The 15,394-nt window shown below is 66.2% G+C and carries 10 protein-coding genes; 7 read left to right on the forward strand and 3 right to left on the reverse strand.

The window, feature by feature from the left end; all coding sequences use genetic code 11:
• From eccD to AB0B25_RS17505, 7 genes are all read left to right on the forward strand, one after another.
• Positions 1-1,461, forward strand: a complete 1,461-nt coding sequence (gene eccD, locus AB0B25_RS17475) for a type VII secretion integral membrane protein EccD (protein WP_357180115.1) — start codon at positions 1-3, stop codon at positions 1,459-1,461.
• Positions 1,462-1,550: 89 nt separating this feature from the next.
• Positions 1,551-2,933 carry a type VII secretion-associated serine protease mycosin gene (gene mycP / locus AB0B25_RS17480; protein WP_357180288.1) on the forward strand — a complete coding sequence of 461 codons (1,383 nt, stop codon included), beginning with the start codon at positions 1,551-1,553 and terminating at the stop codon, positions 2,931-2,933.
• Between the two features lie 23 nt (positions 2,934-2,956).
• Positions 2,957-7,000 carry a type VII secretion protein EccCa gene (gene eccCa / locus AB0B25_RS17485; RefSeq protein ID WP_357180118.1) on the forward strand — a complete coding sequence of 1,348 codons (4,044 nt, stop codon included), beginning with the start codon at positions 2,957-2,959 and terminating at the stop codon, positions 6,998-7,000.
• Between the two features lie 394 nt (positions 7,001-7,394).
• Complete coding sequence (locus tag AB0B25_RS17490) at positions 7,395-10,337, forward strand: AAA family ATPase (RefSeq protein WP_357180121.1); 2,943 nt, start codon at positions 7,395-7,397, stop codon at positions 10,335-10,337.
• 62 nt (positions 10,338-10,399) lie between these two features.
• Positions 10,400-11,005, forward strand: a complete 606-nt coding sequence (locus tag AB0B25_RS17495; protein ID WP_357180124.1) for a TetR/AcrR family transcriptional regulator — start codon at positions 10,400-10,402, stop codon at positions 11,003-11,005.
• 47 nt (positions 11,006-11,052) lie between these two features.
• Positions 11,053-11,865 (forward strand): glucose 1-dehydrogenase, encoded by an 813-nt coding sequence (locus AB0B25_RS17500; RefSeq protein WP_357180126.1) that lies wholly within the window; start codon positions 11,053-11,055, stop codon positions 11,863-11,865.
• Positions 11,866-12,027: 162 nt separating this feature from the next.
• The gene (locus AB0B25_RS17505; RefSeq protein WP_357180128.1) at positions 12,028-12,468 is read left to right on the forward strand and encodes a DUF4254 domain-containing protein; all 441 of its coding nucleotides are present in this window, start codon (positions 12,028-12,030) and stop codon (positions 12,466-12,468) included.
• A 45-nt stretch (positions 12,469-12,513) separates the two neighbouring features.
• Here AB0B25_RS17505 and AB0B25_RS17510 read toward each other — a convergent pair whose 3' ends face one another.
• The 3 genes from AB0B25_RS17510 to AB0B25_RS17520 are packed head-to-tail and all read right to left on the reverse strand — an operon-like array spanning position 12,514 to position 15,299.
• A complete protein-coding gene (locus tag AB0B25_RS17510; protein ID WP_357180131.1) occupies positions 12,514-13,725 on the reverse strand; it encodes a hypothetical protein in 1,212 nt (403 codons plus the stop codon).
• Between the two features lie 49 nt (positions 13,726-13,774).
• Positions 13,775-15,025 (reverse strand): MFS transporter, encoded by a 1,251-nt coding sequence (locus tag AB0B25_RS17515; protein WP_357180134.1) that lies wholly within the window; start codon positions 15,023-15,025, stop codon positions 13,775-13,777.
• A 28-nt stretch (positions 15,026-15,053) separates the two neighbouring features.
• Complete coding sequence (locus AB0B25_RS17520; RefSeq protein WP_357180136.1) at positions 15,054-15,299, reverse strand: hypothetical protein; 246 nt, start codon at positions 15,297-15,299, stop codon at positions 15,054-15,056.
• Positions 15,300-15,394: the final 95 nt, after the last annotated feature.

A 15,394-nucleotide genomic window follows, 5' to 3' on the forward strand; every position in this document is an offset into this window, starting at 1 on the left:
ATGGATTCTGTCCTGAATGGGCCAGGCGCTGATGAACCCGAGGTGTGCCGCGTCAGCGTGATCGGCGGCAACACCCAGCTCGATATGGGACTGCCGACGTCGGTTCCGGTCGGAGTATTCATCGGTGAGGTGGCCGCGCTGATCGAATCGCGCAATCCCGATCTGACGGAGCCGGAAGAAGGCGCCCCGGTGGTATCTCGGCACTGGACCTTGGCGAGGCTGGGGCGCGAACCGATCCCGCCGGATTCGACGCTCACCGAAGCCGAGGTGTTCGACGGTGAGTTGCTGGTGTTGCGGTCGGTCCGGACGACGGAAGTACCGGCGCTGTTCGATGACGTCATCGACGCGGTGGCTCGGCTTACCGAAAGCGCGTTCGGCGGCTGGAACGCCAGTGCGGCACGCTGGGCGGGACTTGTTGTGGCGCTGGTCGCGTCGGTGCAGGCGTTGGTGTTGCTCGTGCTGTCGAGCTTTCCGCTGGGGGCGGGCGCGGTCGCGCTGGCCGGCGGGACCGCCGCATGCACGGCAGCGGTCATCACCGCCCGCCGCTACGCCTTGACCGCCGTCGCGACCGGGCTGTCGTTGTGTGCGCTGGTCCTGCTCGGCCCGGGCGTCGCGCTGCTCGTACCCGGCCGCATCGGGAGTCCGCACGCCCTGTTGGCGTGTGCGGTCACGCTGGTGGTCACCGCCGCGGCCTACCGGATGACCGGCGTCGGTGCCACGCTGTTCGCCGCGGTGGCGACGACAGTTGTGTTCGGCGGGGTGGCCGCCGGCCTGATCATGGCCTTCGACCTGGACGCCACGAAAGTGGCCGCGGGCGTGTTGGTCGCGGCGGTCACGTTCATCACGCCATCGGCGCAGTTGGCGGGTTCTGCCGCGAAACTGCCGGTGCCGCCGGTGCCCACGGCGGGCGGCGCGATCGATCCGGCCGACCACGAACCGCGCCCGACCATCGAGGGCATCGGCGCGATCGGCGCGACCGCGTTGCCGTCGGCAGCCGGTTTGGCCGAACGCGCCCGCGTGGCGAACCAATTCCAATCCGGCATGATCATCGGCGCGACCCTCGCCGCGGTCGCCGGGGCGGTGCTGGCGGCCGACCCGCTCGGCTCCCGACCGTGGCAGGGCATCGTACTGGCCGTCGTCACCGGACTGGTGCTGTGTCTGCGCGGGCGGTTCTACGCCGACATCACGCAGGCGGGCACGCTCATCGGCGGTGGCAGCCTCACGCTGATCGCGCTCGCCGCGGGATTGGGGCTCGGCAGTCCCAGCGCGCTGATTCCCGCGGCGGCCTCTTCGCTCGTCCTGGCCGCCGCAGCGGTGTTCATCGGTGTCGCGGGTCCTGTCACCGATATCTCGCCGGTCACCCGCCGTGCTGGGGAACTTCTCGAATACGCACTGATCATCGCCATGATCCCGCTCGTCGTGTGGACCATGGACCTCTACTCCGCCGCCCGAAACATATGATCGCCCTGTTGCCTGGCGAGCCAGGCCGTTTCGCGCGTGCGGTGTCCAGTGCCGCCGCGGCCGGTCGCCGACTGCGCACGCTCGCGTCGCTGGTCGCCGCCCTGACGCTCGTCCTCGGATCCGCCTTCGTTCCGGCCGCGGCTGTTCCGGCGCGCACGGTCGGTCCGCCGGTCGTCGATCCGGGTTTGCTGCCCCCGCCGAACCTCCCGCCGCGGCCATCGGAGGAGACCGAACAGAAGTCGGTGTGCCAGCGTCCCGTGCTCACCGGTCCGCCGCCGCGCACCGCGCCACTCGCGCAGCGACAACTCGATCTGTCCGCGGCCTGGCAGTTCAGCCGCGGATACGGCCAGACGGTGGCGGTGATCGATACCGGGGTGAATTTCCATCCGCGCCTGCCGATCCTGATCCCCGGCGGGGACTACGTGTCCGATTCCGACGGGTTGGTGGACTGCGACGGGCACGGCACGCTGGTGGCAGGGTTGATCGCGGCGCGGCCGAGTCCAGGCGACGGCTTTTCCGGGGTCGCGCCGGACGCGGCGGTGCTCGCCATCCGGCAGCTGAGCCTGGCGTTCGAGGCCAAGGACTTCAACCGGCGCCAGCAACAAGGCGATCTGGCGGGCAGCGGCTACGGTCATGTGCTCACGCTGGCGTTCGCCGTCATCCGCGCGGTGGAGTTGGGCGCGACGGTGATCAATATCTCCGAAGTCGCCTGTGCGGTAGTGGGCGAACCCATCGGTGACGGGGCACTCGGCGCGGCGGTGAAATTCGCCCACGACCGCAATGTCGTCGTGGTGGCAGCCGCGGGCAACCTCCAGCAGAACGGACCTTGCAAGGCGCAGAACGATGGCGTCGGCTGGAGCGCGGTGCGAACTGTAGCCACCCCCGCGTGGTTCAGTGATTACGTACTGTCGGTGGCCGCTGTGGACCCGGATGGCGCGGGGTCGCCGTTCTCCATCCATGGCCCATGGGTTTCCGTCGCAGCCCCCGGCCGCGGCGTCATCTCGCTGGACAGTGGGCCTGGCAGCGTCGGTCTGGTCAACGCGACGCCAGGGGATCAGGGCGAACTGCATCCCATCGACGGCACGAGTTTCTCCAGTGCCTACGTCTCCGGTGTCGTGGCGCTGGTGCGGTCGCGGTTCCCGGAAATGTCCGCGCGGCAGGTGATGGATCGGATCATCCGCACCGCGCACGCACCCGGCGCCGGCCGCGACGACATCATCGGCGCGGGCATGATCGACCCGGTCGCGGCGCTCACCGCACAGCTGCCCACACAACCAGTGGAGATCGGCGCGACTGTTCCGAAACCTGTCGCGGCCCCGCCGCCGCCCGCCCGGGAAGACCCGTGGCCCACCCGGATCGCGACCGCCGGCACGCTCGCCTGCCTCGGTGCGCTCGGCATCGGCTACACCGTGTCGATTCCCTACCGGCGTGACGCCCGCCGGCGCAAGTTCTCCGAACACATCGACTACTGACTACTGAAGCCGAGAGGACCACAGTGAGCACCGAAGGCTTTGTGCGCCTGGCCCGGATCGCCCCGCCCCGCGTCCCCGGCGCCGAGGTCATCCTCAATCCGCCACCGGAGTTGCCTCGCCCGGTGCCGGGGGGATTACTCATGAAGTTGATGCCGGTAGTGCTGATCGTCGCGGTCGTCGGCATGATCGCACTGATGATCACCTCGGGCACGCGGTCATTGCTGAGCAACCCGCTCACCATGATGTTCCCGGTGATGATGCTGATGTCGATGGGCGGCATGTTTGTCGGCGGCGCGTTCGGCAAAGGGGCGAACAAGAGTGCGGCCGAATTGAACGAAGACCGCAAGGACTACTTCCGCTACCTCGACCAGTTGCGCAAGGACGTCCGCAAGACCGCGCTGGTGCAGAGCGAGGCGCTGGAGTGGTCGCATCCGCATCCGGCGGACCTGTATTCGTTGGTCGGCACACGGCGGATGTGGGAACGCAGGCCCAACGATCCCGATTTCGGACATGTTCGCATCGGCGTCGGCAGCCACCGCCTCGCCTCCAAACTGGCCCGTCCGGAGACCGGGCCGGTGGAAGACCTGGAGCCGGTGTCGACGGTGGCGCTGCGACGGTTCGTGCGCACCCACTCGGTGGTGCATGGCCTGCCGACAGCCCTGTCGTTGCGCGCTTTCCCCGCGATCAATATCGAAGGCGACCGCGTTCAGTCGCGGAAGCTGCTGCGGTCCATGATTTTACAGCTGTGCACCTTTCACGGACCGGACCACCTGGCGCTGGCCGTCGTCTGCGCCGACCCGGACGGACCGGACTGGGCGTGGGCGAAATGGCTGCCACAACTGCAACATCCCGCGCTGCGCGACGCGATGGGCTCGGAGCGCATGATGTTCGACTCACTGTCGGAGCTGGAGACCGCGCTGTCGGAGGAACTTCTGGAGCGTGGCCGCTTCATGCGCAATGCTCAGCCTACCGCCGGACGAATCCATGTCGTGGTGGTGATCGATGACGGATACGTCAACGGCACCGAGCGGATTATCAGCGACGCGGGCCTGGATTCGGTCACGGTCATCGATCTGACGGCCCCGCAGGCGGGGCTCGCGGTGCGGCGCGGACTGCAGCTCGTGGCTACTGACGACGGGATGGTGGCGGCCAAATCCGGCGGGGGCGTGGAGAAGTTCGCCACCGCGGATGTGGTGAGTCGCACTGAGGCCGAGACGTTCGGCCGCGCGGTCGCCCGCTTCCGCGTTGCCACCGCAGCCCAAATCGTCGATCTCGGCGACGATATCCGCACCGATCCTGGGCTGATGGCGCTGTTGAAGATCAACGACGCTGCCGAGATCGACCCGCAGGCGGTGTGGCGGCCGCGCAGCGCGCGGGAACGCCTGCGGGTCCCGATCGGCGTGTCGCCGGATGGCACACCGGTCGAGATCGACATCAAGGAGTCGGCCGAGAACGGCATGGGGCCCCACGGGTTGTGCATCGGCGCCACCGGGTCGGGCAAGTCCGAGTTTCTGCGCACGCTGGTGCTGTCCCTGGTGACCACCCATTCGCCGGACCTACTGAATCTGGTTCTGGTGGACTTCAAGGGCGGCGCGACCTTCCTCGGTCTGGATCCGCTGCCCCATGTGGCCGCGGTCATCACCAACCTCGAGGAAGAGCTGGCCATGGTCGACCGTATGCGCGACGCGCTGTCGGGAGAGATGAACCGCCGCCAGGAACTGCTGCGCGCCGCGGGCAATTTCGCCAATGTCACCGAGTACGAGAAGGCGCGCGTCGGCGGTGCTCAGCTCGACCCATTGCCCGCGCTGTTCGTCGTGGTCGACGAGTTCACCGAACTACTCGCGCAGAAACCGGATTTCGCCGAACTGTTCGTGATGATCGGGCGGCTCGGCCGGTCGCTGCGGGTGCACCTGCTGTTGGCCTCGCAGCGGCTGGAGGAGAACCGGTTGCGTGGACTGGACAGCCACCTGAGTTACCGGATCGGGTTGCGGACGTTCTCGGCGGGCGAGTCCCGCCAGGTGCTCGGTATCACCGACGCGTATCACCTGCCCAGCGTGCCTGGCTCCGCCTACCTCAAGAGTGACGCCGACGACCCGCTGCGGTTCAACACCACCTACGTCTCGGGCCCGTACATCCCGCCCCGCGGCGCTCGGCGCGCGGCGGACGGAACAGTGGTCGCCGCGCAACCTGTGGAGATCTTCACGGCATCGCCGGTGAAGATCCCCGACCAGCCGGAACCCACAGCGGTGGAACTGCCCGACCTCGACGAGCTGGCGGCGATGCTGTCCGGCGAGCCGCCGGGTGGTCTGGAGAAGACGCTGCTGCAGGTGGTGGTGGAGCGGCTGACCGGACACGGTCGGCCCGCGCACGAAGTGTGGCTGCCACCTCTCGATGTCTCGCCCTCGGTAGACATGCTGCTGCCCGACCCGTACTGGCAATCGCCCGCGAACCGGCACGGACAGTTGTGGCTGCCGATCGGCGTCATCGACAAGCCCTACGAGCAGAAGCGCGACGTGCTGACCATCGACCTGTCCGGCGCTCAGGGCAACGTCGCCGTCGTGGGTGGCCCGCAGGCGGGCAAGTCGACCGCCCTGCGCACGATCATCATGTCCGCGGCCGCCACACACACCCCTGATCAGGTGCAGTTCTACTGCATCGACTTGGGCGGCGGCTCGCTCGCCGCGCTCAACGGGATGCCGCACGTCGGCTCGACGGCGGGTCGGCTGGAAGGCGATCGGGTGCGCCGCACGATCGCCGAACTGACCACACTGTTGCGGCAGCGCGAGGAGCGATTCCTGACACTGGGCATCGAGAACATGGCCGACTTCCGCAGGCGTAAAGCCGCTCTGACACAGCGGAATGCGGACGAACGCGCCGCCGACCCGTTGTCGACGGACCTGTTCGGCGATGTCTTCCTGGTGATCGACGGCTGGGCGGCATTCCGCGAGGAATTCGAGTCACTGGAGGGCCTGGTCAACGCTATTGCCGCACAGGGTCTTTCCTACGGCGTGCACGTGATACTCGGCGCGTCACGCTGGGTGGAGATCCGTCCGGTGGTCAAGGACCAGATCGGAACCAGGTTGGAACTGCGGCTCGGCGATCCGTCGGACTCGGAGATGGACCGCCGCGTCGCCGTGCACGTGCCCGTCGGGCACCCGGGGCGCGGGTTGACACCGGACTGCCTGCACATGCTGATTGCGCTGCCACGTCTGGATTCCCAGCTGGAGCCGGAGACGCTCGCCGACGGTGTGGCCGCGGCGAAGGAGCAACTGCCCGTGTTATATGGCGACTGCCGCGCTCCTGCGGTGCGGATGCTGCCCGCGCGGGTCGACCGGGCTCGAGTGATCGCGCGGGCGCAGGCCGATGGCGCGGATCTGGGAGCGACTCGGGTCGCGATCGGGTTGGGGGAGTCGGCATTGCAGCCGATCGTGTTGGATTTCGACGCCCAGCCGCATCTGCTGATCTTCGGCGATGTCGAGGCGGGCAAGACGACGGTGTTGCGCACCATTGTCGAGGGCATCGTCGAGCGGACCACGCCGGAGCAGGCACGGGTGATACTCATCGACTACCGGCGCACCATGCTCGGCGTTGTCGAGGGCGACCACCTCGCCGGGTACGCGACATCGTCGCAGACGTCGGTTCCCATGCTGAAGGAAGTCGCCGAATATCTGGAGGAGCGGATTCCGGGTCCCGGCATCACCCCGCAGGAGCTGCGCGAGCGCAACTGGTGGTCTGGGCCGGAAATCTATGTTGTGGTCGACGACTACGACATGGTGTCGTCGCAGAACCCGCTGACGGCTCTGCTGGAAATTCTGCCGCAGGCTCGTGATATCGGTCTGCACGTGATCATCGCCCGTCGCGCGGGCGGTGCGGGCCGCGCATTGTACGACTCGGTACTCGGCCCACTCAAGGACATGTCGGTGGACGCGTTCTTGATGAGTGCGCCGAAGGACGAGGGCGTCATTCTCGGCGGTGTTCGGTCCTCGAAGCTACCGCCCGGCCGCGGCCATCTCGTCTCCCGCAGCCGCGACACCGAAATGGTCCAGATCAGCTATCTCCCATTGTGATGACCGGCGTCCGCCGCGGCCGCGATGGTGTGGAGCGATCACCGTTACGACGTATCGGTGCGCAATTTTCACGCAATGAAAGTCTCATTGAGTAGTCCCGGCGTCGAATGCGGTGGTGGCGAGCTGACCGGAGTGGCCGATATCGCCGACATCACTGATTCGAATTGATCTGTGCGCCAGGATGTTTCGATCCTCGCTACGATGTGATGCCGAATTGAATACTTCGGCAGACAATTTGTTCGCCACACTAACCGCAGCGGTGAATTCCCTGATCCCGCTGCACCACAGGCTGTTCTGCTGCGCTGGGCAAGACACCGCCGGGCGGCCGGGTTAGAATTCACCCGAAATTCGCAGAGACACTTCGCGAATACTGCTGTCGGTATTGGGATGTGGCATGAGGTCGCCAGGTAGTTTTATTCGGCCGCTCGTAGGCCGGCTCGAGGAAATGCGCACACTCAACGATGCGCTGGACGTCGCACAACAGGGAGGAACCGCCGTAGTCGCGGTGACCGGGGAGCCGGGAATCGGCAAGACTCGATTGGTGCAGGAGACGTCTCGGGAAGCGATCACGAGAGGCTTCCAGGTGCTCGACGGCCGCGGCACGGAACTCGAACACGAGGTCCCTTACGCCGTCCTGATCGACGCGCTGGACGAACCACTCGGACTGTTGTCTCGCACGGAGCGGACCGCGCTCGATGCCGAGACCTTGTCGGAGCTGGGCGGGGTACTGCCGTCATCGCATGGACATGCGGCGGCACTGGCGCCACCTGTTCGCATGGAACGGCACCGCTTTCACCGCAGTGTGCGGGTAGCGCTGCGGAAGTTGGCGGCGCGGCGGCCATTGCTACTGGTGCTCGACGACGTGCACTGGGCCGATCATGCGTCGTTCGAAGTGATCGCCCACCTGCTGCGAAACCCGGTGCAGCGGTGCGCTCTCGTGTTGGCGCATCGCTCCGGACAGCTGCCATCGGTGGATGCCACCGCCCTGTTCCGGGCCGCGTACGAGAATAGCGTGACGCAGCTGGAACTCGGGCCGTTGTCGCTACGCGAGACCGTCGAGCTGCTCACCGGGCACGGCGACGAGACCGAACTGGCCGACCTGCATCGCGAGTGTGGCGGCAATCCTTTTTACCTGCAAGAACTTTCCCGTGTCCGGAAGCAAGGCGACCGCAGACCCGGGTCGCTGGAATCCGGCGGCACCTCGACGAGCAGGGTTCCCGCGATCATCCAGGCAGCTCTGGAGCAAGAGATCCGAGCGCTGTCCGCGAGCGCGCGGACGCTGCTGCACGCCGCGGCCGTGGTTGGTGAACCCTTCGACCTCGATCTCGCCGCCGAGATCGCCGACCTGGACGAGGTCGATCTGGGCCCTGCAACGCACGAGCTGATGGAGACCGGGCTCGTCCACGAGTCCGGAGTACCGGGGCGACTGGGTTTCCGGCATCCCTTGATCCGCCGTGCGGTCTACGAGCGAATCGGATACGGATGGCGCAAGCAGGCGCACCAACGGGCCGCCGAAGCCCTCGCCGACCGCAGCTCCACCCTGGCGCTGCGCGCGCATCATCTCGAGCACTGCGGCGCCGTGGGGGATGACGCGGCCATCGCTGTACTGACCGACGCGGGGGCCGCCGTCGCCCCGCGCGCCCCGGTCGCCGCCGCCAGATGGTTCCGGGCCGCATTGCGTCTGCTGCCACACAGTGCCCGGTCCGAACAGCGGATGGCGCTGATGATGGCGCTGGCCGAAGCGCTGCGTGCCTCCGGCCGCCTCCGGGAGAGCAGGGAGGTGCTCGGGGACGCGTTGACGCTGGTTTCGCCCGAGGCGCCCGAGGACCGCGCCCGGATGATGGCCATGCTCGCGGTGACCGAACAGGGCCTCGGCAACGCCGCGGAGGGCCGGCGTCTTCTGACGAGTTCGCTGGCGCTCACTCCTCCTGACACCGTGGAGGCCGCCGCGCTGGAACTGGAGCTCATCAAAAACCATGTGATGATGTTGGACTGGGCCAGCGCGGTGGCGGTCGCGTCGGCGATCCGGCAATCCGCCCGCGCGCTCGATGATCCGCGGTTGTACTTCCTGGCGACCGCGGCCGCGGCCTTCGTGGGCATCAGCCAGTCCGGCGACATGCTGCTGCGCGGGCAGTTCGATCTCGATGAAGCCGTGAAAACGCTCGATTCGCTCGACGACAGCGATGTCGCGCCCGCGCTGCTCGACGGGCTGACCGATGTGGCGATGGCCGAGACGAATCTAGAGCGGTGGGAGGACGCGGTCGAGCACGCGGATCGGGGAATCCTGTTGTGTCGTACGAGCGGGCACGGCCGGCATCTGGTCGAGTTGGCGCATCTGAAAGCCGTCTCGCTGCTGGTGCAGGGCAGACTGGAGCAAGCACTCGCCGCGGCCGAGGACGCCGTCGAAACGGCGCTGCTGCTGGATAATCCGCCGATGGTCGCGATGACCGAGGCGACCCGTGCGTGGGCGCTGTCGCTGTTGGGGCGTACCGCTCAGGCGCTCACCGCCGCCGCCGACAGCGTTCGAGTAGGCGCCCAGGCGCCCACCGGGATGAGTTCGTGGCTCGCTCCTGTCGTGTACGGCGGGGTGCTGATCGAGGCGGGTCACTATCAGCGTGGCCGTCAGCAGATCGTCCAGCTCGGTGGTTACGCCGGCGACTACCTCACGATGCTCGACATGACGTCCATGCCGCACTTCTTTCGGCCCCTCGTCGACGCGGAATTGGCACTCGGGCGCATCGACGCTGCGGAGACGCTGGCTCGGCGCATCGAGGCCATCGCCGACGCCGCGCCGATGATGCACATGCGCATCGGCGACGCCCACTACGCGCGTGCCCGTGTCCTGCTCGCGCGGAAGGATGCCGACGCCGCTGTGCGCAGCGCCGAGCGATCCGTCGCGGAGTACCGAATCAGTGGAACCGTGGTGGAGGCCGCTCGGGCGCGGCTGGTGCTCGGTCATGCGCTCGCCGACTTGGGCGTGGAGACGGCAGCCGGACACGAATTCGCCAGTGCGCTGTCGACATTCGAGACCCGCGGTGCCGAGCAGCTGGCCGAGCGAGCGCGTCTGGCGCTGCACCGGGTAGGCGAACGTCAGACTTCGGGCCGGCGCCGTCGATCCCGCGCGACCGCCGTCGGCTTCAGCGGGCTCACGGAACGCCAAATCGAGATCATCAGCCGTGTCGTGCTCGGCATGACCAACCGCCAGATCTCCGAGGAGCTGTACCTGAGTGAGAAGACGATAGAGGCACATCTGAACCGCTTGTTCACCAAATTGGGGGTCTCCTCCCGCACCGAACTCGCCGCCCTGGCCGCGGAGCAGGCGCAACGGCACATGTGATGTGGAACTCGTGAGAATTCCACCCCTACAATGGACCCACTGGTCCATTGAGGAGGTGTGCGGTGCGTGGTGCGTTGACGCCGAAGGGGCGGGCAACCCGGGCACGTATCGTCGAGGGAGCCGCGGGGGTGTTGCGCGAGAAGGGGGTCGTGCTCGCGACCCTCGACGATGTGATGGCCCGAACCGCCACCAGCAAGAGTCAGCTCTTCCATTACTTCCCCGATGGGAAGGATCAGTTGCTGTTGGCGGTCGCACAGTACGAAGCCGACCGAGTGCTCGATGATCAACAGCCCCACCTGAGCTGTCTGGACTCATGGGACGCCTGGTATCGGTGGCGCGACGCGGTGGTGCGTCGGTACGAGGAGCAGGGTGACCAGTGTCCGCTCGGGGCGTTGTTCTCGCAGGTCGGGCGGGCGAACCCGGGGGCACGGGCGATCGTCGTCGAACTGATGCGGCAGTGGCAGCAGAGCCTGGCTGCCGGAATCGAGGCGTTGCGAGCCCAAGGCCTGATCGGGGCGGTCGACGTCGAACAGTCCGCCGCCGCCCTACTGGCCGGCATCCAGGGCGGCGTGTCGATCATGCTCTCGACCGGAGAGTCGGCTCATCTGCGCGCCGCGCTCGACGTCACCATCGAGCAGTGGCGGACCTCCGCCCCGAGTGCCGAGTGATCCGTTCACCAGGATTATTGGACTTGACAGTCCATTTTCTCGCTCCCATGATCGACACAAATGTCCGACCATTCGGGAGAACAACCATCATGGGTAGTCGACTACGCCACAAAACCGCACTCATCACCGGCGCCACCAGCAATATCGGACGCGCCATCGCTCTCGCCTACGGAGCGGAAGGCGCACATGTCGTGGTGTCGGGACGCGACCACGAGCGAGGTGCCGAAGTCGTCGAAGAAATCCGTGCGGCAGGCGGTCGCGCCGATTTCGTCGCCGCCGATCTCGACGGATCCGCGGCCGCGTCCCGCGCACTGGCCGCGCAGGCCACTCGCGTACTCGGCGGCCGCATCGACATCCTGGTCAATAATGCGGGCATCTATCCCGGCCCGACCACCCCGGACACCGATGAAGAGACTTTCGATCGGGTCTACGCCGTCAATGTGAAGGCGCCGTTCTTCCTGACCGCGGCAGTGGCGCCCGCGATGGTCGACGCGGGCGGCGGTGCGATCGTCAACCTCGGGTCGTGGATCGCGCGACTCGGCATCCCGGTCGGCGCGCTGTACAGCTCGACCAAAGGCGCGGTCGAAACTCTCACCCGCGCATGGGCCGCCGAGTTCGGTCCGAGCGGCGTCCGGGTCAATGCCATCTCGCCCGGCGTGGTCCGTACCTCGAGCCCCGAGGAAACCGCACCCGCACCCGGCGATGTCATGATGGTCGGCACCCCGGCGGGCGCCATCGGCTCGCCGGCGGCCATCGCGGCGGCCGCGGTCTACTTGGGCAGCGAAGAAGCCTCCTTCGTCCACGGCGCAGTCCTCGACGTGGATGGCGGACGAACCACTGTCGCCGTTATTGCCGCCTGAGTCAGCTGTTTCGAGCTTCGCTGAGCGCAGGCTGAGATAGCCAGTTTTCGCAGGCCAAGACTACTTTTTCGAGTAGGCCGACATGCGGCGGGGGATGGCGCGCGATGCCTGCGATACCTCGCGGCGATGGCCTACTTCTTCGGATCGCAGGGATAACAGACCATGGGCGCAACCAACACATCTCGACACCATGCATTGCCTGACTGGCACCAGATCTGCGCTTCCTTTCGGGACGCGACCGGAGGCAACCCGGGTGACCATCTGATCACCCGATGGGCGCACAGCCTTGCCCAGCTGCATCGCGGTCACTACATCGATCCAGGCCCGGCGCACGAGAACGAGCAGCGCCGCGGCGATCTCATAGCGTTGATCAATCAGTGGGTCACTGCCTATCTTCGGCCGGCCACGGACAGCGTCCGGCACGTCGGCCGGACAGTGGATGCTCTCGCCGCGGCCTACGTCGATGCCGAGCTGGTGCTCGCGACGGCCGAGAAGGTATCCGATCCGTCAGTTCACGATGCATGGCTTGAAGCCAGCGCCCTTGCGGTCGGCTGGGCCGAGCTGGTTGCCGAAGTAGTCGATGGACAACCACCGATGTCGTGACCACCAGAGAGCACGCGAGCGCGTAGTACGCCCGATGTCGGCAGTTCAGACGGCAGCGAAGAAGTCGCCAACCCTCTTCCGGACTTCGGTGCATCGGAAATCCAGTTCGTCGGCGCTGTCCGCGACGACGAAGGCCAGTCCCAGGGCAACCGAATCCATCATCGAGTGAGTCGGCGGGTACGTCTTACCCGGCACGGCCGCCACCCGGACCTCTTCGACGCCCGCATGCCCCATGAGTTCGACGGCGGCCCCACCCAGATACTGGGATTGTCGATCGATGCTGAAGAGCACGAGCGCACCGCGTCGCGACAGCGAATAGCCGACGCGTCGCCGCGGCGCCGGAGCGCGAATCCCGAAAAGCTCTGCGATGTACTCGCACTCGCGGTGGATCTGTGAGTTGCCGGTGAGTAGATAAGTCTGTTGCGGATGGCCGATCCCGTGCGCCCGCGCGCCGAAATCGATCAGACGGGGCCCCAACGCACCGGACATGATCTCCATGTGCGCAGGTCCGACGAACATGCCCAAGGCATCGAGCACCTGCCGTGCGTAGTCGGTCAGTTCGGTGACCGCCGGGTCATCGTGGTCGAGCCACCGACCCCGCTCATAGACGAAGTCGCCGGAACCTGACACCCACTTGTCATACACACTGACACACAGAAGTTCATGCCTGCCGTCAGCGGAGAAGGTGTCTACGGCGTATTCCACCCGCGGAGCGGGATACATTTCCTGGATCAGAGCGGCGGAGTTGCCCCCGAATAATCCGGCGCCGTTCGTAATCGCGGATACGGCGTCGATCAATTGGGCAGGGGTTTCTACCAATCGAACGTCCACGGAGGCGGCGCCCCGAGCCGGTTTGACCACCAGCTTCCGGCCTCGACGTAACTCCGCGACCGCTTCTGCCGGAACCGTATTGCCGCCCGCGGCAACTGATCGTGTTGTCAGACTGGGAACACCGGCAGCCGCCAATGCCTCGAACATATGCTGTTTGTCCCACCGCCGCATCGGCAGAGCTGGACTGTTGGCGGGGCAATCCGGAATGTCGGCGCGGAGGCGATCGCACAGCTCGACTCCGGGCTCGGACCCGGCGATGACATATTTCACCGACCGTTCCACGCACATCTGGAGAAGCAGCTGGTAGGAAGCTCCGAAGTCTGCCGTGAAATCCAACGCGCCCGGAGTCGGCGCGGTACGGAACTCCGAGACCAGGGCGTGGTCGGTATCCAACAGGATCGTGTTGATCCCGTACTTCTCGAGCACGGGAGGATACAGTTTTCCCGAGCTTACTGGGTCTACGATCAAGACCGAATTATCCGACATGATCCGGACTCCTATCCTTGTTCATCCCCGCCGCGATCGCTACTACCCCCGCGGCCAACGAGATCTGGACGACGAGAGCCCAGTACAACGCACTGTCGTGCAAGACTCCGAAGGCTCCGATCCCCGGTCCCACCGCGAAGCCGATCGATTGTGCGGCCGACAAATACCCTTGATACCTGGGGTTATCCGAAGAAGCTGAGAGCTTCGCGATCGACGCGCTCGACGACGGAATGAAGATGGCCTCACCCAGAGAAAACAGCGCGAATCCGAAAATGCATACGGCCCAGCTGGTTCCCGCTCCGCAGACGGCAAGACCGACCCCCGTGACGGAGATCCCGAAACCCAGCGCGTAGTTCCACCTCAGCTTGGCGACGACAAAGCTGAGCGGCAGCTCGAAAGCAATGATGAAGAGCGAGTTCACGATGAGTAGGACGCTATATAGCTGCGCGCCGTCGGATAGTCGTGCAACGGAGAGCGGAGTTCCGCTCATACTCTGCGCATAGACCGTCATCGCTATTCCGAAGACGACGACGATCGCCCACAGCCGCGCCGTTCGTGTACTGCTATCTACAGGGTTGACCGGGGAGTATGCATCGAACTCCTGCGGGGAGACCGTTCCTTTCCGAGCTGCCGCGCGCTGCTCCGCGGCCCGAAGTCGCGGGCGCTCACGCAACAGCAATGCGGCGGTCGATAGCGAGCCGAGCGACGACAGGGCGAACAGCAACGAGAAGTTGTCTTCGCCCACCAAGGCGACAGCAATAGGGGCAACGGTGACCCCGCTGCTGAGAAAAATTCGATGGAAGGCGACCACCGTCACGGTGTCGCCTCGGTAGCTCGAGCCGGTGACCAATGCCGCCGCGGGCCCGGCGAACGACTGCGTCACCGCCACACTGAAGGATGCCAACACAATTGCGGACGCCGGATTCGTCGATGTGAGTGCAAGTGCGAACAACAAGGGAACATTGAGTACTGCGCCGGCGATCAGGACGTCGGTCGACCCGAACCTGGTCGCGGACCATCCGCCGGCGAGCGACCCGAGCACGCCGGCGAAACCGGCCGCGAACAACGCCAGCGACAGAGCCGAGGCGCTCAACCCGATCGATGTGTAGAACACCGTCGAGTACAGCGCCAGAAATCCTACCGATCGAATGAGAAACGTGGCGACCGAAATGATCCACACTTCGGCAGGAAAAGATCGCAGATTCGGCCTGCCGATTACCGCGACAGCCAACGAGCACACCGCCTCGCATCGGCGAGAATGTATCCGTTCACGCAGGGACGCTTCCCGTATCTATCCGATCTATCCGCAACAACAGTGGTCGGTGCTGTCGAGTCGAGCGGCGCGACACGGTGGTGGGCCACTCGGCCGTTGCCGCCTGGTCGCCGTCGAGCAAGTCGGCAGCGCCGACGTTCGGTGGGCGAGCAATGATTTCTGTGGCGACCAGTGCACCGATGCCTGTGATTCCCCACACCGCCTCCGACGTGGGGTGGCGGGTCGGCGGCTGGGATTCCACCGGGTTCTCCTTCGCTCGGCAGCGTTCGAAATGCTCTGCGCCCTGCGTATTTCCGAGGATCGGGCTGCCGTAGCTCCGGACTCTAAGTCAGGTGC

It is taken from the genome of Nocardia sp. NPDC049190 (assembly GCF_040648115.1).
Lineage (GTDB): Bacteria > Actinomycetota > Actinomycetes > Mycobacteriales > Mycobacteriaceae > Nocardia.